Source organism: Micromonospora sp. NPDC048830 (assembly GCF_043198215.1).
In the GTDB taxonomy this organism is placed as follows: Bacteria; Actinomycetota; Actinomycetes; order Mycobacteriales; family Micromonosporaceae; genus Micromonospora.
On sequence record NZ_JBICUP010000007.1, the window covers coordinates 80,707 to 103,077 of the forward strand.

The following is a 22,371-nucleotide window of genomic DNA, read 5'->3' on the forward strand; positions in this document are numbered from 1 at the left end:
GTCAGCTCTCCTCTCCGAGCCGCAGCACCTCACCGAGGCGCAACCGACGGTTGTTCAGGGTCTCGACGGCGATCGCGAAGCCGAGGGCCAGCACGGCCAGTCCGAGGCCGGCGGCGACCAGGCCGGGTTCGAACCGGACGGGCACGGGCGCGCCCCCGGTGAACGCGCCCAGGCCGAGCACGGGGGTGAGCAGCACCGGCAGCAGCGCGCCCACCAGCGCCCCGGTGAGCACCGACACCAGCACCAGCGGCGCCAGCTCGACCAGCACCAGGCCCCGCCACTGCCGGCGGGACAGCCCCATGGTGCGCAGTCGGGACAGCGCCTGTCCCCGGTCCCGGGCCCCGGCGAGCACGACGAACGCCAGCGCCAGCAGGCCCAGCGCGGCGCCGCCGGCCGCCCCGGTGGCGAAGCCGAAGACCAGCACGCCGTTCACCCCGGCGCCGCCGAGCTGCGCCCGGTGCGCCGACCAGGTGGACACCTGCGGCGGGAGCGGTGGCTCGCCGCCGGTCACCGCGCCCAGGCGCTGGTAGCGGCGCTGCCCCTCCTCGGCGATCCGGTACAGCGCGGCCTCGTCGATCCGGGCGGCCCGGGCCGCGTCCGCCGCGGGCGGGTCGGCGGCGAGCACGAAGCCGGTCGGCGCCAGCGGGTGAGGCCCGCCGGACACGTCCGGCCAGGGCAGCACCACGAACCGCTCGGTGTCCCGGTCGACCAGCGGGAACCCCTCGACCGTCGCCGCCACCCGCAGCGGCAGCCGGTTGCCCTGCACGTCCACGAACGCGGGCCGCCCGGCCGCCGCATCGAGGCCGACGTCGGCGAGGTCGGCCGCGAGGGCCGGGGAGACCAGCGCGGGCAGTGGCTGCCCGCCGCCCCCGCCCGGACCGCCGGGGGCGGCGGTGCCGGCGGTGCGCGGGACCGCCGGACCAGCGGTGCCCGCACCGGCGGTCGTCGACGGGGTGGCGCCGCGCGCCAGCGCCGGCGGGACTGGCACCTCGACCCCGGCGCGGCGGGCGACGTCGGCGAGCCCCGCGCCGTCGACCAGCAGCACGTGCACGTTCCGGATGTCGGTGGACCGGCCGGCGGCATCGGCGAGCACCGGCTGCCGGGGCTCGGCCAGCACCGGGGCGACCGCACCCACGCCGGCCAGCGCGGCCAGCTCGGTCGCCGTGTCGGGGGCGAAGCGCATGCCGGTCACCAGGGCGTCGCCGGGCACCGCGCGGGTGGCGGCGCGGTCCCGGCTGGCCTCGATGCCGGCGGCGACCACGCCGCAGAACGCCGCGGTGGCGACGGCCAGCACCACCACGACCAGGGGGGCGCCCACCCCGGCCCGACCGGCCCGGGCGGTGCCGAGGAACGCGACGCTGCCCCGGGCGCGCGCGGCCACCCGGCTGGCCAGCCGCAGCGGCCAGGGGTACAGGCGCAGCGCCAGCACGGCCGCGGCGATCGCGAGCAGCACCGGCACGGAGACCAGCAGCGGGTCCACCGCGCCGCCGGTGCCCAGCCCGCGCCGCCGCAGCAGGAACGCGCCGACGCCGGCGAGCAGCAGCAGGGTCAGTTCCGCCGTGAGTCGACCGGCCGGGGACCGCGACCCGAGGTCGCGGCGGCCCCCGCCGGCCCGCTGGGCGACCAGCACCGCGAGCGGCAGCACGAGCGTGGCGGCCGCCGCGGCGGGCAGGGCGGCGAGCGCGTCCGCCGGGCCCGCACCGGGCAGCCGGCCGCCGAGGTACCAGCCGAGCGCGGCGGCCGCCGGCAGCACCAGCAGCGACTCGGCCAGGCCGCGGGCGACCACCGTACGCGCCGCGCCGCCCCGGGCGCGCAGCAGCACGAACTCGGCACGGCGGCGGCGTACCGCCAGGCCGGCGGCGAGGACGGCGAGGCCGGCCAGGGTGGCCAGCATCCCGGCCACGATGACCGCGAGCAGCGTACGGGCGGCGCGGAGCGAGGCCGCGAACTGCCGCAGCGGGATGTCCAGGCCCTGGGTGAAGGTCAGGCCGCTCGGTCGGGTGCGGTCCATCGCCGCGAGCCCCTCGATCGTCCCGTCGAGCCGCCGCGGGTCGAGCCGCTGCGGGTCCACCCGGTAGCGCCAGGCGAAGCCGACGTCCCAGCCCCTGTTGGCGAGGGCCTCGAAGCCGCCCTCCCCGGTCACCCCGGCGGTCAGGAACGGCTCGCCGTCGCCCTCGGGCTCGGCGAGCCGCAGCGCCGACGGCAGGGACGCCCAGACCCCGTCGGCGGGGTCGTTCGGCCGGAAGACGCCGACCACGGCCACCGGGCTGGCGGGGGGCGTACTGACGGGTCGGGTGGGTGGCGTCAGCCGGAGCCGGTCGCCGACCCGCAGCCCGAGCTGGGCGGCGACCGGCTCGGCGAGCGCCAGTTCCACGGCCTCGTCGTCGCCGGGCGCGGCGTCGGTCGGCCACCGGCCGTCGACCAGCGTCGCCGCGTCCCGCACCCCGCTCACGGTGCGGGCGGTCAGGTCGATCAGGCCCTTGCCGGGGTCGAGGGCCGGCCCGCGGAGCCGGGCGAGGGCGGTCTGGGCGACGTACCAGCGCTGGCCGACGGCGTCCCGCACGGCCGGCGGCATGGCCGCCTCCAGCTGCGTCAGCCGCGCCGCCGCGAGCCGGGCGTGCGGGCCCTGCTGGGGCACCACGTCCTCCGGCGCGGTGTAGAGCAGGTCCCGCTGGGCGACCGGCGCGGCGGCCACCTGCTCCCGCAGCCCCTGGCCGCCGAGCCGGTCGACGACCCGGGGCACCCCGGTGAGCAGCAGGGCCGCGACCAGGGTCAGCAGCCCGAGCAGCAGGAAGTGGCCCCCGTACGCCCGCACCCGGCGGGCGGCCTCCGCGACGTTCACCGGTCTCCCCCGATCCGCAGTTGCAGGGCGGCCACCCGCTGCCGGAGGCCGGTGGCGACGGCCGCGCTGAACGCCAGCGCGACCAGGAGCAGGCCGAGCGCGGTCAGCCCGACCGGCACCAGGGGCAGCACGAAGGCGGCCTCGGGCACCGGGCGGTCGGCGGCCGGGGTGAGGATCACCAGCGGGGCCATCGTCGCCGCGACGCCGGCCCCGACCAGCAGCCCGACCGCCACCCCGATGCCGGCCAGGAACGTCTGCTCGGCCAGCAGCGCCCGGGCCAGCAGCCGGGGCGAACCGCCGAGGGTGTGCAGCACGGCGAACTCGCCGAGCCGGTGCCGGGCGGTGGCCCACCCGTCCACGCCCAGACCGACCAGGGCGAGCAGGACCGCGCCGAGCGCCGCGGCGAGCAGCCCGGTGCGCGCACCCAGCCAGTACGGGTCGCGCGCCGCCGCCTCGGCGGTCTCCCGCCGGTCGAGGACGGTCACCCCCGGCAGCTTCCGGACGGCGTCGACCACCCCGGCCCGGTCGCCGTCGTCGACGCGCAGCCACCACTCCGTCGCCGGCCGGTCCCCGCCCCGCTGCCGGACCAGCCATTCCGCGGCGGCGGGCAGGTCGAGCAGCATGCCGGCGGCCCTGGTGGTCGGCACCGCGTCCAGCTCGCCGACGACGGTGACCGGCACCGACAGCCCGGACAGCGACACCGTGACGGTGTCGCCGAGCCGGAGGCTCAGCGCCTCCCGGACGGCCGGCGTGAGCAGGGCCGGCACCGGCGGATTCGGGCCGCCCGGGACCACGGCGAACCGGGCGGGCGGCTGGTACGCGAACCGGCCGCCGGCTTGGAACCGCACCTCGTACGTGACGTCGATCCCGGCCGGGCCCACACCGAGGGTGGGCTTGGGATCCTCGGCGGTGTCGGCCAGGGCCCACGTACCGGGCAGCGCCACGCGGCTGCTCGCGCCGGCCGCGTCGGCCTGCGCCAGGTCGCCGACCACCAGCCGGTACGCCCGGCCCTGGGCGTCGCCGGCGTCGGCGCCGAACCCGACGAGCCGCAGCTGCCCGCCGACGGGGGCGGGCAGCTCGACGTCGAACGGGACGGGCCGCCCGTCGCTCCCGCCGGCGCCCAGTGGCACCCGCCAGGTGAGCCCGCCGGGGCCGGCGAGGAGGGCGGTGACGTCGATCCGGTGCGGGGCGATCGCGTCGCGGACCGGGGTGCGCAGGATGCCGGTGAGCCGGCGCGCGGTGGCCGGCAGTGGCACCCCGGCGGGCGCGCCGCGGGCCGCCACCATCCGGTCCAGCAGGGTACGCGGCGGCTCGTCGGCGAGCCGCTCGTCGAGCCGGACGACCTGCGGCGCGGCGGCGGCGTCCAGGGCGACCACGGTGGTCGGCAGGTCGTCACGGCCGAGCCGGACCTCGTCCCGCCAGGCCGGCAGCGCCCCGGCCAGCCCGGGCACCGCCGCGAGCCGGGCGGCCCGGTCCCGCGGGGCGGCCCCGGTGCGCTCGACGGCCCGCAGGTCCGCGCCGACCGCGTAGTCGGCCTGGTCGGCGTGCGACCGCTCCCAGGTGGTCACCAGGGACCAGGCGAGGGTGCTGCCGCCGACGGCCAGGGCGAGCAGCAGCACCGGGCCGGCGTGCGGGCGGCGGCCGGCCTGCCACATGCCGAACATGGTGGCCGTCCACGGCCTGCGGTCGACGAACCGCTCGGCGTACCGGGTGGCGGGGGGCAGCAGCCGCAGCGCCAGCACCGCACCCGCCAGCACGCCGACGATCGGTGCGGCCGCGAGCAGCGGGTCGATGCCGAGCCGGCCGCCCGCGCCGGCCAGCGGCGAGGAGTACTGCCGCAGCTGCGCCCAGGCGAGCACGGCGAGCAGCACCAGCGCGAGGTCGACGCTGGCCCGCTGCACGGCCGCGCCCCGGGTGGGGCGGGACCGGGCGGCCATGTCGGCGACGTAGGTGCCGGCCCGGCGCAGCGCCGGCAGCACCATCGCCAGCAGGCAGCCGAGCGCCGCGGCCAGGGCCACCGCCCAGACCGTACGGCCGCCACCCGCGTCGAGTGGCAGGCCGGCGGGGCCGTCGCCGCCGATCCGGCGCAGCGCCTCCCCGGCCAGCGGGGGCGCGAGCAGCGCGGCCGGCAGCACCACCAGCGTCGCCTCCCGTACGGCCAGCCCGGCGAGCTGGCCGCGCGCCGCGCCCCGGGCCCGCAGCAGCGCCGTCTGCGCCCGCCGGTCCTCGTTGAGCAGCGCGGCGACCAGCACCAGCGCGTAGCCGCCGAGGACGAGGATCAGCAGCAGCGGGGTGAGCAGCGCCGAGCGGCCCACCAGGTCGGCCCGGCCCAGCCGGTCGATGAGGCGGTCGAGGCCGGTGACGGTCTGCGCGGAGGAGCCGAGGCCGGCCTCCCGCGGCACCCGTTCCGCGGCGACCGCGACGGCCTGCTTCACCGCGCCGAGCCGGTTCGCAGGTACGCTCGCCAGGTCGGGCTCCACCAGCCAGGACACCGAGACCGAGCCGGGGAACGTCCGGGTGAAGTCGGCGGGGTCCAGCACGAACGGCCCGTACGAGGTGGCGGTGCCGTCGGTCGCGCCGACCCCCGGCGCCAGTCGCCAGTACGCCTCCGTCGGGTCCCGTGGGCGCCAGACGCCCGCCACCAGCACCTCGCCCCGCCGCTCCGAGCCGCGGTCCAGCAGCGGCACGCGGTCCCCGGCCGCCAGGCCCAGCACCGCCGCGACCCGCTCGGGCACGGTCACCTGGGTCGGGGTGGCGCCGGGGACGGCCCAGGCCCCGCTGGTCAGCTCCGCGTGGGCGGCCACCTCGCCGAGGTCCACCAGGTTGGCGAAGACGGGATCGTCGCTGGTGCGGGCGGCACCGAGGTCGCCGGTCAACTCCCGCCCGGTCCCGTACCGGGCGCCGGCCACCCGGGTCGGCACGCCGCCGAGGCCGGCGGCGAACCGGTCCCGGACCACCCGGTCCCGGGCGGCGAACTCGGCGACGTCGCGCCCCCCGGCGCCGCTGAGCAGCACGCTGCGTTCCTCGGCCGGCGCGGCGCGCAGCATGCTCCGCTGGCCGGCGTCGACGGCGCGGCCGTTGTACTCGGACAGCCCGGTCACCAGGGCGACGGCGACCAGCGCCGCGACCACCCCGGCGAGCAGCAGCCCCCGTGCCTCGCGGGCGCGCCTCCACACCAGTCTCATCCGACCCCTCCCCGGGCCCCCACAGGGCCGACGACCAGGAAGAGCCACGACGGTCGGGAAAAGGTTCGCGCCCGTTACTTGATCGTTACCCGCCGCTGGCGGCCCGCGCCCGCACGCTGACCTCGCCGGTAGCCCCGGGCGTGGGTGCAACTTCGCGGAAGTTGTGGCCTCCGGCGCCGTCGGAGGCACCAGTTTCCGTGAAGTTGTCCGGATCTTGCGGGGCTTGCGCGGCCCGGTCGCCCGGAGGCGCGTGGTGGGCGGCCGGGGACTCCGCCCTTGGGCGGGAGGACGCAAGCTGCTCGGCTGGCGATGTCTCAGCTCGTAGGACGCTTCGCGCGGCTCGGTTGGACCCTCTTGGGTTCGCCCGGCATCTTCGGATACTCCGGCGGGTACGGCAGGTCGCCCGCGCCGCCGGTGGCGTCCCGGTCGGCCCACTCCAGCAGCGGGGTGATGTCCCACGGGGCGTCGTCGATGCCGGCGTGCGGGTCGCCCCGCTCGGCCAGCCGGGCCGGCACGCTGCCCAGGTGCAGGTCGTCCGGGTCGACGTCGGACAGTTCGTCCCACGTGACGGGGGTGGAGACTGTGGCCCTGGCGTTGGCGCGCAGCGAGTACGCGCACGCGATCGTCCGGTCGCGGGCCATCTGGTTGTAGTCGACGAAGACCCGGGCGCCCCGCTGTTCCTTCCACCAGGCGGTGGTGACCAGCTCCGGGCGGCGGCGCTCCAGCTCCCGGGCGAGCGCGATGGTGGCACGGCGCACCTCGACGAACGTCCACCGTGGCTGGATGCGCAGGTAGACGTGCACGCCCCGGCCGCCGGACGTCTTCGGCCAGCCGGTCGCGCCCAACTCGTCGAGCAGGGCGCGCACCTCGCCGGCGGCGGCCACCGCGTCGACGAAGTCCGTGCCGGGCTGCGGGTCGAGGTCGACGCGCAGCTCGTCGGGGCGGTCGACGTCGGCGGCGCGGACCGGCCAGGGGTGGAACACGACGGTGCCCATCTGCGCGGCCCAGGCCACGTGGGCGAGGTCGGCCGGGCACAGCTCGTCGGCCGTGCGGCCGCTGGGGAAGCTGATCCGGGCGGTACGCACCCACGGCGGCACGCCCCGGCTCGGCACCCGCTTCTGGAAGAACATCTCCCCGCCGATGCCCTCGGGGAAGCGTTGCAGCGTGGTCGGGCGGTCCCGCAGGGCCCGCATGATCCCGTCGCCGACCGCCAGGTAGTAGTTGAAGACGTCCGCCTTCGTGAAGCCCCGCTCGGGGAAGATCACCCGATCCGGGCTGGTCAGCCGCACGGTGTGCCCGGCCACCTCGATCTCGGCCGCGGCCTTCGTCGTACCACCCATCCCGCGACCATATTCCACCCCGCCGACACTCGTCGTACGGTTGTCGGGTGAGTCTTGACGAGAGCGAACTGCCCCGCACCGAGGAAGAGTGGCGGGTCCGGCTGAGCCCGGAGGAGTTCCGGGTGTTGCGCCAGGCGGGCACCGAGCGCCCGTGGACGGGCGAGTACGTCAACACGAAGACGCCCGGCGTCTACCACTGCCGGGCCTGCGGGCTCGAGCTGTACCGCAGCGACACGAAGTTCGACTCCCACTGCGGCTGGCCGAGCTTCGACGACACCATCCCGGGCACGGTGAAGGAGATCGAGGACAACAGCCACGGCATGCGGCGCACCGAGATCCGCTGCGCCCGCTGCGACAGCCACCTCGGCCACGTCTTCCGCGGTGAGGGCTTCACCCCGAAGAACACCCGGCACTGCGTCAACTCGGTCTCCATCCGGCTGGAGCCGACGCAGGGCTGAGCTACGACACCCGGCGATCCGGGTACGAAACGGCCTCAACGGGGTCGTTTCGGACCCAAATCCTCGATTGACCCGGCGACACGCCGGCTGCGACGCGCCGCAGGCGGCCGGATCCGGCCGTTTCCGCCGCCCAGGCCGCGACGTTGTCGCACGCTGGGCAGAGAAACTGTCCTTCTCTGCGGGGGGTCCGGCCATGGCGACGTGCGAGGTCTGCGGCAACGACTACTGGATGGCGTTCGAGGTACGGACGGTCAGCGGCGACGTGCACACCTTCGACAGCCTGGAGTGCGCGGCGCACCGGCTGGCGCCGATCTGCGAGCACTGCCAGGTCAAGGTCCTCGGCCACGGGGTGGAGGTCTCCGGGCGCTTCTTCTGCTGCGCCCACTGCGCCAGGGCGAAGGAGGGCCAGCAGGGCGCGGAGATCCGCGACGCGGTCGGCGCCCGGCCCGCCTGAGCGGGGAGCCCGCCGACGGGTGAGAGGGGTGCCTCCCCCGGCTACCATCGCCGGGTGCCCGCGCAGACCCTCGTGACCCGGATCGCCTCGTTCGCCGAGCTGGACGCCCGTACCTTCCACGACCTGCTGAGGCTGCGCATCGACGTGTTCGTGGTCGAGCAGGCGTGCCCGTACCCGGAACTCGACGGGCGGGACGTCGAGCCGGGCACCCGGCACGTCTGGCTGACCGTGGACGGCGACGTCGTGGCGTACCTGCGGATCCTCGCCGACCCGGGCGGCGTGGCGCGGATCGGGCGGGTGGTGGTGGCGCCGCAGGCCCGGCGCGGCGGGTACGCGGGCCGGCTGATGGCCGAGGCGCTGGCCGTGGTGGGCGACCGGCCGTGCGTGCTGGAGGCGCAGTCGCACCTGGTCGCGTTCTACGCCCGGCACGGGTTCACGGTCAGCGGGCCGGAGTACGTGGAGGACGGCATCCCGCACACCCCGATGCGCCGGGAGCCCGCCGCCGGCTGACCGCCCCCGGCGCAAACCAGGGGTGGGGACGGCCTGGCGACCGCGACCAGGGCCACCGCGGGCAGGACAGGTGGCGGGTCAGACTCCGGTCACGGCAGGCAGGTGACGATGTCGGCGATCGGGCGGCGGCGGCCCGTGTAGAACGGGATCTCCTCCCGGACGTGCCGGCGCGCGCCGGAGGCCCGCAGGTCGCGCATGAGGTCGACGATCCGGTGCAGCTCGTCGGCCTCGAAGGCCAGCATCCACTCGTAGTCGCCGAGGGCGAACGAGGCCACCGTGTTGGCCCGCACGTCGGGGTAGCCGCGGGCCAGCCGGCCGTGCTCGGCCAGCAGCTCGCGCCGCTCGGCGTCCGGCAGCAGGTACCACTCGTACGACCGGACGAACGGGTAGACGCACAGGTACGGGCGGGCCTCCTCGCCGGCCAGGAACGCCGGGATGTGGCTCTTGTTGAACTCCGCCGGCCGGTGCAGGGCCAACTGCGACCAGACCGGGGTCATCGCCCGGCCCAGCGTGGTCCGGCGGAACCGCAGGTACGCGTCCTGGAGGGCGTCGCTGGACGAGGAGTGCCACCAGATCATCAGGTCGGCGTCGGCGCGCAGCCCGGCGACGTCGTACGTGCCGCGGATCGTCACGTCCTTGCCGGCCAGCTCCTCGAACAGCGCCTCGACCTCGCCGGTGACGTTGTCGCGCAGCGACGGGAGCGGGCCCGTGGCCCGGTACACCGACCACATGGTGTAGCGGATGCTCGCGTTCAGCTCGCGCAGCCGGGCCGCGTTGGTCTGCTCGGTCATGATGCCGATCCTCCCAGTGCCGTGATGATCTCTTCGGCCGCGGTCTCGCCGGAGCGGACGCAGGCCGGGATGCCGACGCCGTCGTAGCCGGCGCCGGCCAGCGCGAGGGTGGGGTGCGCCCCGCGCAGCGCCGCCCGGACGGCGGCCACCCGGTCGAGGTGCCCCGGGGCGTACTGCGGCAGCGCGCCGCCCCAGCGCTGGACGTGGCTCGCGACGGGGGCGGGCAGCGCGACGCCCAGCACCGCGGACAGCTCCCGGTGCACGGTGGCGACCAGGTCGGCGTCGGTGAGCTGCAGCGACGTCTCCTCGCCGTACCGGCCGACCGAGGCGCGAACCAGGGCGAGCCCGTCCGGCCGGGCCAGGTGCCCCCACTTCGCGGTGAAGAACGTCGACGCCTTGACGAGCAGCCCCTCGGTGGCCGGCACCAGGAACCCGGACAGCGCGGGCAGGTCCGGCTCGGGCAGGGCCAGGGTGACGAGCGCGACGCCGGCGTAGTCCAGCCCGCCGACCGTGGCGGCGGCCTCGGGCGCGACCGCGTCGAGCAGTCGGGCGGCCGGGCGGGCCGGCAGGGCCAGCAGCACGGCGTCGGCGTCGACCAGCTCGGGGTCGCGGGTCGGGCCGACGGTCAGCCGCCAACCGGCGCCGGTCGGGGCCAGCTCGCGCACGGCCGCGTCCCGGCGGATCATCGCCCCGCTGGCCGTGGCCGCGGCCTCGACCAGCCGGCCCAGCCCGCCGGCGAGGGTCCCGAAGACCGGCGCGCCGGGCGCGCGGGGGGCGGCGGCCTGCGCCGCCCGTACCGCGCCGACGAGGGTGTGCTCCACCCGGGCCGCGCGGGCCAGCGCCGGCATGGTGGTGGCCAGGGACAGGCCGTCGGCCCGGCCCGCGTACACGCCGCCGAGCATCGGGTCGACCAGCCGGTCGACGACCTGGTCGCCGAGCCGGGCCCGGACCAGCGCCCCGACGGCGACGTCCGCCCCGGGGGCGAGCAGCGGCCGGCCCTCGTCGCGGTCGGCGTCCGCGGCCGGCTCGGCGACCGCCGCCACCCTGTCCAGATCCCCGGGTACGCCCACCAGCGTCCCGCCGGGGATCGGGCGCAGCCCGCCGTCGACGGCGAGCGCGGCCTGCCCGACGCTGGGATGCACCACGTCGCCGGCCAGCCCGAGCCGGCGCACCAGGGCCACGGCGGCGGACTCCCCGCCGGCCGGGTCGCGCATCAGGAACGACTCCGCGCCGAACTCCACCTGCCGGCCCGCGAGGGCCCCGGTGCGCAGCTTTCCACCGAGGGCGCCGGACTGCTCGTACACGGTGATCTCGGTGCCGGCGGGGGCGCGGTCGCGCAGCCGGACCGCGGCGGCCAGGCCGGCGATCCCGCCGCCCACCACCGCCACCCGCCACGGCTTCCGCACGGTCACTCGGATCACCCGGCCCGGCGCGCGGACACCTCGTGCACCAGGGCGACCACCCGGGCCAGCACGTCCGGGTCGGTCTCCGGCAGCACGCCGTGGCCGAGGTTGAACACGTGGCCGGGGGCCGCCCGGCCCTGGTCGAGGATCCTGCGCACCTCGGCCTCGACCACCGGCCACGGGGCGAGCAGCACGGACGGGTCGAGGTTGCCCTGCACGGCCTTGTCCGGGCCGATCCGCCGGGTCGCCACGTCCAGCGGCGTACGCCAGTCCACGCCGACCACGTCGGCGCCGGCCTCGCCCATCGCGCCGAGCAGCTCGGCGGTGCCCACCCCGAAATGGATCCGGGGCACCCCGGCGTCGGCCAGGCCGGACAGCACGACCGTCGAGTGCGGCAGGACGTACCGGCGGTAGTCGGCCTCGGAGAGCGCGCCGGCCCACGAGTCGAAGAGCTGCACCGCGGACACCCCGGCGTCGATCTGCACCCGCAGGAAGGCGAGGGTCACCTCGGCCAGCCGGGCGCAGAGCGCGTGCCACAGCTCCGGCTCGCCGTACATCAGGGCCTTGGTCTTCGCATGGGTGCGCGACGGCCCGCCCTCGACCAGGTAGCTGGCCAGGGTGAACGGCGCGCCGGCGAAGCCGATCAGCGGGGTGTCGCCCAGCTCGGCGACGAGCAGCCGCACCGCCTCGTCCACGTAGGAGACGTCGTCGCGGGTGATCGGGCGGATCCGCTCCACGTCGGCGCGGGCCCGCACGGGCTCGGCCACGACCGGCCCGGTGCCCGCGACGATGTCCAGGTCCACCCCGGCGGCGGCCACCGGGATCACGATGTCGCTGAACAGGATCGCCGCGTCGACCCCGTGCCGGCGGACCGGTTGGAGGGTGATCTCGGCCACCAGGTCGGGGCGGCGGCAGGAGTCGAGCATCCCCACGTTCGCCCGGATCTCGCGGTACTCCGGCAGCGACCGACCGGCCTGTCGCATGAACCAGACCGGGGTGTGCGTGGTCTGCTGGCGCCGACAGGCCCGGACGAACGGGGAGTCGGCCGGCCCGCCGGGGCGGGATTCTCCGTCTCGGGCGGCAGTGCCCGTGGTGTCGGTGGTCATCGCGGCAATCGTGCCATGCGCCCCGGCTCGCTCCCGCCACCCCCGTCACCTTTGTGACGTGTACCCGGCGGGCGGGCCGGACGTCGGCGCGCCGTTTCCGGCGACCGGCGCGCGGGCGGCATAGGCTGCCCGACATGGCCCCCCCGATCGCGCTCCCGGAGACCTTCGCCCGCGCGGTCGCCGGGCTCCGGTCGGCCGCGCCCCGATCGGAGATCATCCTGGAGGAGGTCGGCGCGCCGCAGCGGCTCGCGCCGTACGCCTTCGCGCTCGCCGCGAGCGTGCTGCGCGACGGCGACGAGGTGGCCACCGGGCGGCTCATCCTGCTGCACGACCCGGCCGGGCACGAGGCGTGGCAGGGCACCCTGCGGCTGGTCACCTACGTGACGGCGGAGCTGGAGGTCGACCTGGCCGCCGACCCGCTGCTGCCCGGGGTCGGCTGGACGTGGCTGACGGACGCGCTCGACGGGCAGGACGCCCGGCACCGGGCGATCGGCGGCACGGTCACCCAGACCATGTCGACCCGCTTCGGCGACCTGGCCGGCCCGCCCACGGCGGGCGACATCGAGATCCGGGCCTCCTGGACGCCGCTCGGCGAGGACCTGACCCCGCACCTGCTCGCCTGGTGCGCGCTGCTGTCCTCGACGGCGGGGTTGCCGCCGCCCGGGGTGACCGCGCTGCCGGAACACCGCCCGGCCGGCGCGGCCTGACCAGAGCACCGCGGGCCGGCGGAGCCTGACCAGAGCACCGGCCGGCGCGGCCTGACAGACCAGCGCGGGCCGCGCCGCCGGAACGGTGTCCGTGGCGCGACCCGCGGTGCGGGCGTACCCGTCAGAGGTAGTTCTCGGCCTCGTCGCAGACCTTGTTCATGCCCTGGGTGGCCCTGTCGTACGCGGCCTTGTTGTTCGCCGCCGCGGCGGCCAGCGCCGAGGTGAGCTTGTCCAGGCAGGTCGCGATGACCTTCTTCTGCCGGGCCTGCTCGTCCCGGTCGTTGCGGGTGCCGGTGAGGTCCTGCTCGGTGTCGGCCAGCTTGTCCCGCACGCTCTGCAGGTCGGCCTTCAGCTTCTCGATCTCGGTCTTGTTCGCCGCGATCGTCCCGTCCCGCTCGCCGACCTGGGCGGTCAGCCGCTTCTCGGTACGGTCCAGCTCGCTGCTCTTGGTCACGTAGAGGCCGGTCATCACCCCGCCGAGGACGAAGAGCAGCCCGGCCACCAGGCCCAGGACGAGGGCGGTGCGTCCGCCCTTGCCCCCGGCGGGGGCGGGCGCGCCGTAGGGCGGCGCGGAGCCGGGCGGGCCGGACATCGGCTGACCGAAGGCCGGGGGCACCGACATCTGCTGGGGGTACCCGGGCCCGGAGACCGGGGGCGTGGAGACCGGCTGCCCGAACGGCGGGGCCGACTGGGGCTGCTGACCGAAGGCCGGTGCCGGCGGGGCCGACTGCGGGGCGGGCGGAACCGACAGCGGGGCGGTGGGCGGGGCCGGCGGCGCGGCCGGCTGACCCGGCCGAGGGCCCGGGTACTGCGGCATCTGCTGCGTCGGCTCGGTCGGCTGCGGCGCCCCGTACTGGCCAGGGGTGAACTGGCGGGTGGGCTCGTTCGGCTGACCGGTCGGGCCGTACTGCTGGGGCACGGGCTGGCCGGGGCCGTAGCCGGCGCCGCCGGGCGGCGGGTACTGGCCCCCCGGCCCGGTCGGTGGCTGGGTCATGTCTCTTCTTCCTCCAGTTGGCTGGCCCGGCGGCCGGGCGAGGCCGACGGACCGGTTGGTACGAGGGCGGCGGCGGTCAGCAGATCCGGAAGCCGTCGCAGGCGACCTTGATGGGTACGGCGAGCCCGATGCCCTCGGCGTCGCGGGCCTTGGCGGTGGCGATCCCGACCACCTGCTTCTGGCCGTTGATGACGGGGCCGCCGGAGTTGCCGGGGTTGATCGGGGCGTCGAACTGGATGACCGGCCCGGAGCCCGCGTCGGCGTCGCGGAAGGCGCTGACCACGCCGGTGGTGACGCTGTCCTCCAGGCCGAGCGGGGCGCCCACGACGACGATCTGCTGCCCGGACTTGACCGGGGTGGACGCCGTCACGAGGCCGGTGAACCGCCCGGTCGTGCGCAGGTGCGCGATGTCGTTCTCCTCGTCGACCTTGACGATGGTGGCCGGGAAGCGCTGGTCGGTGCGCTCCAGGAAGACCTCCCGGCCGCCGCCGTTCCAGACCGACTCGACGACGTGGAAGTTCGTGAACAGGTTGGCCCCGCCGCCGGCGGGCGGCTTGCCGACCGCGAACGCGGTGCCGGTGAACTGCCCGGCCCGGACCCGGAACACGCTGGGCAGCACCGCGCTGGCCACCGCCTCCGGGTTGAACTGGGCGCCGGCCTGCTTCTCCAGGGCCTGCGTCCGCTGGTCCAGGCCGTCGAACCGCGTGTTGTCGCCGTCCTGCATCGCGGTCAGTCGCTGGTTCGTGTCGGCGAGCCGGTCGGAGAGCCGGTTGATCTGGTACGCCTGCACGCCGGCCGCCACGGCCAGGACGACGGCCAGCCCGAGGGCGACCAGGGTGAGCGCCCGTCCCCTGGCGGGGGTGCCCGGGGCGGGGGTGCCGGCCGCCTGGGCGGGCCAGGCCGGCCCGGGGACCGGGGACGCCCCGGCCTGCGGATACGCCGCCCCGGTCGCGCCCGGGGTGTGCGGGTGCGCGGGGCCGACAACCGGCGGCGCCTGCGGAATCGACGGCCCGCCCGGCGACACCTGCGGAGCCGACGGCCCGCCCGGCGACACCTGCGGGAACGCTGGGCCGACCGGCGCGGCCTGCTGCGGGAACGCCGCGGCGGCCGGCGACGCCTGCGGGTACGCCGAAGCGCCCGGCGCGGGCTGCGGGTGCGGCGGGCCGGCGACCGGCGGCGCGACGGGCGCGACGGGCGCGGCGGGGCGTTGCCCGGGGGCGGGCCAGCCGGCGGGGGGCGAGCCGCCGCCCCACTGGCCGGGGACCGCCGCCTGCGCCGGCACGGCCGCCTGGCCGGGGATGGCCGGCGGCGGGTACGGGGCAGCCGCCCCGCGCGGGGGCTCCATCCGCGGCGGCAGCGGGCCGGGGCGGGTGCCGGCGTCCGGGGCCGCACCGGGAGCGCCCGCACCGGCGGGGGCGGCAGGAGCGGCGGCGGAACCGGCGGCAGCGCCCGAAGCGGCAGGAGGGGCGGAAGCAGCAGGAGGGGCGGAAGTCGCGGGAGCGACCGGGTCGCGCCAGCCTGACCCGTCGCCGGGGACCTGCCCCCCGCCCGTCGGACCGTATCCAGCCGTCGTCATGGCCAACGCCCTCCCCGTAGCCGCCCCGGTGCATCGCGCCGACGCCGGCGCGATCTCCGGACGACGGCCCGAAGGAACGTACCGGCACGAACGCGCTTTGTCTCCCCCGATGTCCGACCCTGCCATGCCGCGTCAAGTCCGCGGCGCCGACACGGCCGTACCCGGCTGCACGCGGCTGTCGGCCCCGCGCACTAGGGTTGTCAGGTGACCGACGAACCACCCCTGCGCCGTCGGGCCGCCGAGAGCCGAACGGGAGACGAGCCGCGCCACACCCCGTCGGCCGCGCCGGAGCCGGCGGACGCGGGGCCCGAACCGACCGGCGGCGCGCCCGTGCCGCTGACCGCCCCCCGCGAGGGCACCCCTCAGCCGGTGGCCACCGAGGCCGAGCTCGCCGAGGTCGTCGCCCGTTTCGCGGCCGGTACCGGCCCCGTCGCCCTGGACGCCGAGCGCGCCTCGGGCTACCGCTACAGCCAGCGCGCGTACCTGGTGCAGTTGCGCCGCGCCGGCGCCGGCACCGTGCTGATCGACCCGCTCCCGCTGCCCGACCTCAGCACCCTCGACGCGGCGATCGCCGACGCCGAGTGGGTGCTGCACGCCGCGAGCCAGGATCTGCCCTGCCTGGCCGAGCTGGGGCTGCGCCCGCGGCGCCTCTTCGACACGGAACTGGCCGCTCGGCTGGCCGGATTCGAGCGGGTCGGCTTGGCCGCGCTGACCGATCAGCTACTCGGGTTCAGCCTCGAGAAGCACCACTCGGCGGCGGACTGGTCGAGCCGGCCGCTGCCGGAGTCCTGGCTCACCTACGCCGCGCTCGACGTGGAGCTGCTGGTCGACCTGCGCGACGCCCTCGACGAGGAGCTGGCCCGGCAGGGCAAGTCGGCGTGGGCGGCGGAGGAGTTCGCCGCGTCGATCCGCGCCGGCGCGCGCCCGCCCCGGGTGCGCGCGGAGCCCTGGCGGCGCACCTCCGGCATCCACCGGGTGCGCGGCGCCCGGGCCCAGGCCCGGGTCCGCTCCCTCTGGTACGCGCGGGACCAGATCGCCGCCCGCCGTGACGCCGCCCCGGGCCGGGTGCTGCCGGACTCGGCGATCGTCGCGGCGGCCGAGCTGGACCCGAAGGACGAGAAGGCCCTGCTCACCCTGCCCGGGTTCGGCGGCCGTTCGGTGCGCCGGCTGGCCCGTACGTGGCTGGCGGCGCTGGACGACGCCCGGCAACTGCCGGACGACGCGCTGCCGGTGGCCCCCGCGGTGGAGGGGCCGCCCCCGCCACACCGGTGGGCGGAGCGGGACCCGGTGGCCGCCGGCCGGCTGGCCCGGTGCCGGGAGGTGGTGATCCGGATCGCCGGGGCGCACACGCTGCCGCCGGAGAACCTGATCGCGCCGGACTCGATCCGCCGCCTCGCCTGGGCGCCGCCGGACGAGATCACCGAGGACACCGTCGCCGAGACGCTGCGCGGGTACGGCGCCCGCGAGTGGCAGCTCACCCTCCTGCTCCCGGACCTGACCCCCGCCCTCCTGCCCCCCGCGCCCCCAGCCAACGGATGATCATGGGGTTGGCGGCCGTTTCGGAGCTCGAACCGGCCGCCAACCCCATGATCGACGACGCGGCCGGCGGTGTGGGGTGGGCCACACCGGGGCGGGTGCCGGCACTGGTTACTGACGAGTAGCATCCGAGGGACCACGCCCGTGCCGGCGACCGTCGTTCGGTCCGTGGCGCCGCCTGTCGGCGCGCGACCGAATCATGGTCGAAAAGGAGGCTCCAGTGCCCCGTGAAGTCCGGGATGTCGTCTTCGTCGACGGCGTCCGCACCCCGTTCGGCAAGGCGGGTGGCATGTACGCCAACACCCGCGCCGACGACCTCGTGATCCGCTGCATCCGCGAGCTGCTGCGCCGCAACCCGCAACTGCCGCCGGAGCGGGTCGAGGAGGTCGCCATCGCCGCCACCACCCAGATCGGCGACCAGGGCCTCACCATCGGCCGCACCGCCGCCCTGCTGGCCGGCCTGCCCAAGACGGTGCCCGGCCTGGCCATGGACCGGATGTGCGCCGGCGCGATGACCGCCGTCACGACCGTGGCCAGCGGCATCGCCGTGGGCGCGTACGACGTGGCGATCGCCGGCGGCGTCGAGCACATGGGCCGGCACCCCATGGGTGAGGGCGTCGACCCGAACCCCCGCATCGTCGCCGAGCAGCTGGTCGACCCGTCCGCCCTGGTCATGGGCGCCACCGCGGAGAACCTGCACGACCGCCTCCCGCACGTCACCAAGGAGCGCGCGGACGCGTTCGCGCTCGCCTCGCAGCAGAAGACCGCGAAGGCGTACGCCAACGGCAAGCTCCAGGGCGACCTGGTGTCGGTGGCCACCCGCGACGCCGACGGCGGCTGGGGCCTGGCCACGGCGGACGAGGCGCCCCGCGACACCTCGATGGAGAAGCTCGCCACCCTGAAGACCCCGTTCCGCCCGCACGGCCGGGTCACCGCGGGCAACGCGGCCGGCCTGAACGACGGCGCGACCGCCAGCCTGATCGCCGCCGAGTCCACCGCCCGCGAGCTGGGCCTCCCGGTGGCCATGCGGCTGGTCTCGTACGGCTTCGTCGGCGTCGAGCCCGAGGTGATGGGCGTCGGTCCGATCCCGTCGACCGAGAAGGCGCTGCGCATCGCCGGCCTGACCATCGACGACATCGGCCTGTTCGAGCTGAACGAGGCGTTCGCCGTGCAGGTGCTCGCCTTCCTCGACCACTTCGGCATCGCCGACGACGACCCGCGGGTCAACCCGTGGGGCGGCGCGATCGCCATCGGGCACCCGCTCGCCTCCTCCGGGGTGCGGCTGATGACCCAGCTCGCCCGGCAGTTCGCCGAGCACCCCGAGGTCCGCTACGGCCTCACCGCCATGTGCGTCGGCATCGGCATGGGCGGCACCGTGATCTGGGAGAACCCCCACTGGAAGGGTGGAGACAAGTGAGCGCGCTCACCGCACCGAACGAGGTGGTCACGAAGGCGCTGCTGCGCCAGGTGAACGTGCCGGGGCTGGACCGCCCGGCCGCCCTGATCACCCTCGACAACGGCTTCGACCACACCAAGCCGAACACCTTCGGCCCGGGCGGCCTGGCCAGCCTGGACGAGGCGATCACCGCCGCCCTGGCGGGGGACCCGGCGTTCGTCGCGGTCACCGGCAAGCCGTACATCTTCTGCGTGGGCGCGGACCTCACCAGCCTGCCGCAGCTCGCCGACCGCGAGCAGGCGCTGGAGATCGGCCGGCTCGGCCACCGGGTCTTCGCGCGGCTGAAGGACAGCGCGGTCCCGACGTTCGCCTTCGTCAACGGCGCGGCCATGGGCGGCGGCCTGGAGCTGGCGCTGCACTGCCACTACCGGACGTTGTCCGGCGGAGCCACCGCGCTCGCGCTGCCCGAGGTCTCCCTCGGCCTGGTCCCGGGCTGGGGCGGCACCCAGCTGCTGCCGAACCTGATCGGCATCCCCGCCGCGACCCAGGTGATCCTCCAGAACCCGCTGATGCAGAACAGGATGCTCAAGCCGAAGCAGGCCGCCGAGCTGGGCATCGCCGACGTGCTGCTGGAGCCGGCGGACTTCCTGGAGCGGTCCCTGGAGTGGGCCGCCGGCGTGGTCCGCGGCGAGATCACGGTGACCCGGCCCGAGGTCGACCGGGACATGTGGGCGGGCGTGCTCTACTTCGCCCGGCAGACGCTGGACCAGCGGCTGCACGGCGCGGTCCCGGCCGCGTACCGGGCGCTGGACCTGCTGGACACGGCGAAGGACGCGGACTTCGCGGCCGGCACCGCCGCCGAGGACGAGGCCCTGGCGGACCTGGTCTTCTCCGAGGAGCTGCGCAGCGGCCTGTACGCGTTCGACCTGGTGCAGCGGCGGGCCAAGCGGCCGGCGGGCGCGCCGGACAAGGACCTGGCCCGCCCGGTCACCAAGGTCGGCATCGTCGGCGCCGGCCTGATGGCCAGCCAGCTCGCGCTGCTGTTCGCCCGCCGCCTGCAGGTGCCCGTGGTCATGACGGACCTGGACCAGGCCCGGGTCGACAAGGGCGTCGGCTACGTGCACACCCAGATCGAGAAGCAGGTCAGCAAGGGCCGGATGGACAAGGGCACGGCGGCCAAGCTGTACGGCCTGATCAGCGGCTCCCCAAAGGCAGAGGCCTTCGCCGCGTCGACGCCGGGCCAGCTCACTTCGTTCGCTGACTGTGACTTCGTCATCGAGGCCGTGTTCGAGGACCTCAACGTCAAGAAGCAGGTCTGGGCCGAGCTGGAGAAGATCGTCTCCCCGGAGGCGGTGCTCGCGACGAACACCTCCAGCCTGTCGGTCACCGCGATGGCGGCCGAGCTGGAGCACCCGGAGCGGGTGGTCGGCTTCCACTTCTTCAACCCGGTCGCGGTGCTGCCGCTGCTGGAGATCGTCCGTGGCGAGCGCACGGACGACGCCACCCTGGCCACCGCGTTCGCGGTCGGCAAGCAGCTGAGGAAGTCGTCCGTGCTGGTGAAGGACGCGCCCGCGTTCGTGGTGAACCGGCTGCTGACCCGCTTCCTCGGCACCGTCTTCGCCGCGGTCGACGCCGGCACCCCGCTGGAGGTGGCCGACAGCGCGCTGGACCCGCTGGGCCTGCCGATGCGGCCGCTCGCCCTGCTCCAGCTCGTCGGGCCGGCGGTGGCGTACCACGTGGGCGGCACCCTGCACGCCGCGTTCCCCGACCGGTTCGACGTCAGCGAGAACCTCAGGCGGATCGCCGACTCCGGCCAGCCGATCGTGGTCGACGACGAGATCAACGCCGAGGTGGCGAAGCTGCTGGTGGTCGGCGACCAGCCGCTGACCGCCGAGCAGGTGCGGCAGAACGCGCTCGAGGCGCTGGCGCAGGAGATCCGGCTGATGCTCGACGAGGGCGTCGTCGCCGAGGCGCAGGACATCGACCTGTGCATGATCCTCGGCGCCGGCTGGCCGTTCCACCTGGGCGGCGTCACGCCGTACCTGGACCGGACGGGCACCAGCGAGCGGGTCACCGGCCGGCGGTTCCTGCCGGCCGGGGTGGCCAGCCTGCCCGCCTGAGGCGTCCCCCGTCCCTCAGCCGCCGGGCGGGCGGACGAGGCCGATCTCCCGCAAGGGTGTGGCTGTTCCGCGTCGAACAGCCACACCCTTCCGGGGATCAGCGCGGAGACCTGCGCCGTGCGGAGAACCACGGACGTTGGGTCAGGACTCGCGGTTGAACAGCCGTTTCGACCAGAGGTATCCGCCCAGCGCGATGCCGGCACACCAGGCGAGCGCGACCCACGCGTTGTTCCCGATCGGCTTGTCCATCAGCAGGCCGCGCAGGGTTTCGATGATCGGCGTGAACGGCTGGTGCTCGGCGAACCAGCGCAGACCGGCCGGCATGGAGTCGGTGGGGACGAACCCACTGCCGAGGAACGGCAGCAGAACGAGCGGCATCGGCAGGTTGCTCGCGGTCTCGACGCTCCCGCTCACCTGACCGAGCGCGACGGACAACCAGACGAGGGCGAAGGTCACCGCCATCAGGAAACCGGCCGTGGCCAGCCACGCGCCCGGCCCGGCGGTGGGCCGGAAGCCGATCAGCAGCGCCACGCCGATCACGATCGCCAGGCTGAACACGGCCTGGATCATGCTGCCCAGGACGTGTCCGGTCAGCACCGAGACGCGGGCGATGTGCATGGTGCGGAACCGGGAGATGATGCCCTCGGTCATGTCCATGGCGATCGAGATCGCGGTCCCCTGGACCGTGGCGGTCACGGTCATCAGGATGATCGCGGGCGCCACGTAGTTGGCGTACTCGGCGCGTCCGCCGGCCGCACCGCCGTACGCCGGCCCGCCGAGCCCGGCGCCCAGCGTGCCGCCGAACACGTAGACGAACAGCAGCAGGAAGACGACGGGCATCCCGACGAGCGTCAGGGTCATCGACGGGTACCGCAGCATGCGCCTGAGGTTGCGGCGCAGCATGGTCGCCGAGTCGCGTAGCGGGTGAAAACGGAGGCTCGCCGACGCCGGGCCGGCGAGGGTGTTGGTGCTCATCGGATGGTCACCTTCCCGGGGTGGAGTCGCCGGTGAGGGCGAGGAAGACGTCGTCGAGATCGGGGGTGTGCACGGACAGCTCCTCGACCTCGATGGCCCGGTCGTCGAGCCGGCCGATCAGGGTCTTCAGCGAGCGCAGGCTGCCGTCGCTGGGCACCCGCAGGGCGAGCGCGTCGTTGTCGCGTGCGGCCTGCCCCAGCACGCGTACGGCCGCGTCGAGGCCCTGCGGGTCGGCGAACCGCAGGCGAACGTGTCCACCGGGGACACGGCGCTTCAGTTCCTCCGCGGCCCCCTCGGCGACCACCCGACCGTGGTCGAGGACCGCGATCCGGTCGGCCAACTCGTCGGCCTCCTCCAGGTACTGCGTGGTCAGGAAGATGGTGACGCCGTCGGCCACCAGGTCCCGGACGATCTGCCACATGGTCCGGCGGCTGCGCGGGTCCAGTCCGGTGGTCGGCTCGTCGAGGAAGATCACTTGCGGGTTGCCGACCTGGGTCATCGCCAGGTCGAGCCGCCGCCGCATGCCCCCGGAGTAGGTCGATGCCGGCTTCCGGGCCGCCTCGGTCAGGTCGAACTGTTCGAGCAGCCGGGCGACGCGCCGCCGGCCTTCGCGTCGGGCGAGGTGGTGCAGATCCGCCATCAGCAGCAGGTTCTCCTCGCCGGTGAGCAGGTTGTCCACCGCGGAGAACTGACCGGTGACGCCGATCGCGGCGCGCACCGCGTCCGGTTCGCGGGCGAGGTCGTGCCCGGCGACCTGGACGTCACCGGCGTCGGCGCTGATCAACGTGGACAGGATCCTGACCGTGGTGGTCTTCCCGGCGCCGTTCGCGCCGAGCAGCGAGAAGACCGTTCCCCGTGGCACGTTCAGCTCGAGACCGTCGAGCACGACATGGTCGCCGAACGATTTTCGTAGCCCGGTCGCGGCGATCGCCGGCCGGTATTGCGTGCTGGTCATGGTTCCTCTTCTCCGGGGCCGGA

At 75.9% G+C, this 22,371-nt stretch carries 17 protein-coding genes; 7 read left to right on the forward strand and 10 right to left on the reverse strand.

Annotated elements, in window-relative coordinates; all coding sequences use genetic code 11:
- Position 1 precedes the first annotated feature (1 nt).
- The 3 genes from ACGFIZ_RS09265 to ligD form a co-directional block, all read right to left on the reverse strand.
- On the reverse strand, positions 2-2,842 hold the full coding sequence (locus tag ACGFIZ_RS09265; RefSeq protein WP_393417397.1) for an FtsX-like permease family protein: 2,841 nt from the start codon (positions 2,840-2,842) through the stop codon (positions 2-4).
- Positions 2,839-6,027 (reverse strand): FtsX-like permease family protein, encoded by a 3,189-nt coding sequence (locus ACGFIZ_RS09270; protein ID WP_393417399.1) that lies wholly within the window; start codon positions 6,025-6,027, stop codon positions 2,839-2,841. The genes ACGFIZ_RS09265 and ACGFIZ_RS09270 overlap by 4 nt, the downstream gene beginning before the upstream one ends.
- A gap of 314 nt (positions 6,028-6,341) precedes the next feature.
- Positions 6,342-7,367 (reverse strand): non-homologous end-joining DNA ligase, encoded by a 1,026-nt coding sequence (gene ligD / locus ACGFIZ_RS09275; protein ID WP_393417401.1) that lies wholly within the window; start codon positions 7,365-7,367, stop codon positions 6,342-6,344.
- A 47-nt stretch (positions 7,368-7,414) separates the two neighbouring features.
- Between ligD and msrB the strand changes: the two genes are divergently transcribed.
- The 3 genes from msrB to ACGFIZ_RS09290 all read left to right on the forward strand — a co-directional run bounded on the left by msrB (position 7,415) and on the right by ACGFIZ_RS09290 (position 8,789).
- Positions 7,415-7,825, forward strand: a complete 411-nt coding sequence (gene msrB, locus ACGFIZ_RS09280; RefSeq protein WP_347667425.1) for a peptide-methionine (R)-S-oxide reductase MsrB — start codon at positions 7,415-7,417, stop codon at positions 7,823-7,825.
- A 193-nt stretch (positions 7,826-8,018) separates the two neighbouring features.
- Positions 8,019-8,279 carry a Prokaryotic metallothionein gene (locus ACGFIZ_RS09285; protein WP_393417404.1) on the forward strand — a complete coding sequence of 87 codons (261 nt, stop codon included), beginning with the start codon at positions 8,019-8,021 and terminating at the stop codon, positions 8,277-8,279.
- Positions 8,280-8,333: 54 nt separating this feature from the next.
- Positions 8,334-8,789, forward strand: coding sequence for a GNAT family N-acetyltransferase (locus ACGFIZ_RS09290; RefSeq protein ID WP_393417406.1), 456 nt, complete (start codon positions 8,334-8,336; stop codon positions 8,787-8,789).
- A gap of 89 nt (positions 8,790-8,878) precedes the next feature.
- On the opposite strand, the gene hemQ is transcribed toward ACGFIZ_RS09290, so the two are convergent.
- The 3 genes from hemQ to hemE are packed head-to-tail and all read right to left on the reverse strand — an operon-like array spanning position 8,879 to position 12,089.
- Positions 8,879-9,580, reverse strand: coding sequence for a hydrogen peroxide-dependent heme synthase (gene hemQ, locus ACGFIZ_RS09295; protein WP_393417408.1), 702 nt, complete (start codon positions 9,578-9,580; stop codon positions 8,879-8,881).
- Positions 9,577-10,986 carry a protoporphyrinogen oxidase gene (gene hemG / locus ACGFIZ_RS09300; RefSeq protein WP_393417629.1) on the reverse strand — a complete coding sequence of 470 codons (1,410 nt, stop codon included), beginning with the start codon at positions 10,984-10,986 and terminating at the stop codon, positions 9,577-9,579. The genes hemQ and hemG overlap by 4 nt, the downstream gene beginning before the upstream one ends.
- 11 nt (positions 10,987-10,997) lie before the next feature.
- Positions 10,998-12,089 carry a uroporphyrinogen decarboxylase gene (gene hemE / locus ACGFIZ_RS09305; protein WP_393417410.1) on the reverse strand — a complete coding sequence of 364 codons (1,092 nt, stop codon included), beginning with the start codon at positions 12,087-12,089 and terminating at the stop codon, positions 10,998-11,000.
- 134 nt (positions 12,090-12,223) lie between these two features.
- Between hemE and ACGFIZ_RS09310 the strand changes: the two genes are divergently transcribed.
- A complete protein-coding gene (locus ACGFIZ_RS09310) occupies positions 12,224-12,796 on the forward strand; it encodes a DUF3000 domain-containing protein (RefSeq protein WP_347667420.1) in 573 nt (190 codons plus the stop codon).
- Positions 12,797-12,917: 121 nt separating this feature from the next.
- Here ACGFIZ_RS09310 and ACGFIZ_RS09315 read toward each other — a convergent pair whose 3' ends face one another.
- Positions 12,918-13,790: a hypothetical protein gene (locus ACGFIZ_RS09315; RefSeq protein WP_393417412.1), complete on the reverse strand. Its 873-nt coding sequence runs from the start codon at positions 13,788-13,790 to the stop codon at positions 12,918-12,920.
- A gap of 76 nt (positions 13,791-13,866) precedes the next feature.
- Positions 13,867-15,135, reverse strand: coding sequence for a trypsin-like peptidase domain-containing protein (locus ACGFIZ_RS09320; RefSeq protein WP_393417415.1), 1,269 nt, complete (start codon positions 15,133-15,135; stop codon positions 13,867-13,869).
- Positions 15,136-15,570: 435 nt separating this feature from the next.
- Here ACGFIZ_RS09320 and ACGFIZ_RS09325 point away from each other — a divergent pair, with 435 nt between their 5' ends.
- From ACGFIZ_RS09325 to ACGFIZ_RS09335, 3 genes are all read left to right on the forward strand, one after another.
- A complete protein-coding gene (locus ACGFIZ_RS09325; protein WP_393417417.1) occupies positions 15,571-16,905 on the forward strand; it encodes a ribonuclease D in 1,335 nt (444 codons plus the stop codon).
- Positions 16,906-17,122: 217 nt separating this feature from the next.
- Complete coding sequence (locus tag ACGFIZ_RS09330) at positions 17,123-18,319, forward strand: thiolase family protein (RefSeq protein ID WP_393417419.1); 1,197 nt, start codon at positions 17,123-17,125, stop codon at positions 18,317-18,319.
- Positions 18,316-20,418: a 3-hydroxyacyl-CoA dehydrogenase NAD-binding domain-containing protein gene (locus tag ACGFIZ_RS09335; protein WP_393417421.1), complete on the forward strand. Its 2,103-nt coding sequence runs from the start codon at positions 18,316-18,318 to the stop codon at positions 20,416-20,418. Before ACGFIZ_RS09330 ends, ACGFIZ_RS09335 begins: the two co-directional genes overlap by 4 nt.
- Before the next feature lie 141 nt (positions 20,419-20,559).
- Here the strand turns inward: ACGFIZ_RS09335 and ACGFIZ_RS09340 are convergent, their stop codons facing one another.
- The gene (locus ACGFIZ_RS09340; RefSeq protein WP_393417423.1) at positions 20,560-21,393 is read right to left on the reverse strand and encodes an ABC transporter permease; all 834 of its coding nucleotides are present in this window, start codon (positions 21,391-21,393) and stop codon (positions 20,560-20,562) included.
- A gap of 7 nt (positions 21,394-21,400) precedes the next feature.
- Complete coding sequence (locus ACGFIZ_RS09345) at positions 21,401-22,348, reverse strand: ATP-binding cassette domain-containing protein (RefSeq protein ID WP_393417425.1); 948 nt, start codon at positions 22,346-22,348, stop codon at positions 21,401-21,403.
- Positions 22,349-22,371 lie beyond the last annotated feature (23 nt).

Coding starts and splice junctions, on each gene's coding strand:
- ACGFIZ_RS09315 (WP_393417412.1), bottom strand. CDS start 13,790: ATGACCCAGCCACCGACCGGGCCGGGGGGCCAGTACCCGCCGCCCGGC.
- ACGFIZ_RS09270 (WP_393417399.1), bottom strand. CDS start 6,027: ATGAGACTGGTGTGGAGGCGCGCCCGCGAGGCACGGGGGCTGCTGCTC.
- ACGFIZ_RS09285 (WP_393417404.1), top strand. CDS start 8,019: ATGGCGACGTGCGAGGTCTGCGGCAACGACTACTGGATGGCGTTCGAG.
- ACGFIZ_RS09320 (WP_393417415.1), bottom strand. CDS start 15,135: ATGGAGCCCCCGCGCGGGGCGGCTGCCCCGTACCCGCCGCCGGCCATC.
- ligD (WP_393417401.1), bottom strand. CDS start 7,367: ATGGGTGGTACGACGAAGGCCGCGGCCGAGATCGAGGTGGCCGGGCAC.
- hemQ (WP_393417408.1), bottom strand. CDS start 9,580: ATGACCGAGCAGACCAACGCGGCCCGGCTGCGCGAGCTGAACGCGAGC.
- ACGFIZ_RS09345 (WP_393417425.1), bottom strand. CDS start 22,348: ATGACCAGCACGCAATACCGGCCGGCGATCGCCGCGACCGGGCTACGA.
- ACGFIZ_RS09340 (WP_393417423.1), bottom strand. CDS start 21,393: ATGAGCACCAACACCCTCGCCGGCCCGGCGTCGGCGAGCCTCCGTTTT.
- hemE (WP_393417410.1), bottom strand. CDS start 12,089: ATGACCACCGACACCACGGGCACTGCCGCCCGAGACGGAGAATCCCGC.
- ACGFIZ_RS09310 (WP_347667420.1), top strand. CDS start 12,224: ATGGCCCCCCCGATCGCGCTCCCGGAGACCTTCGCCCGCGCGGTCGCC.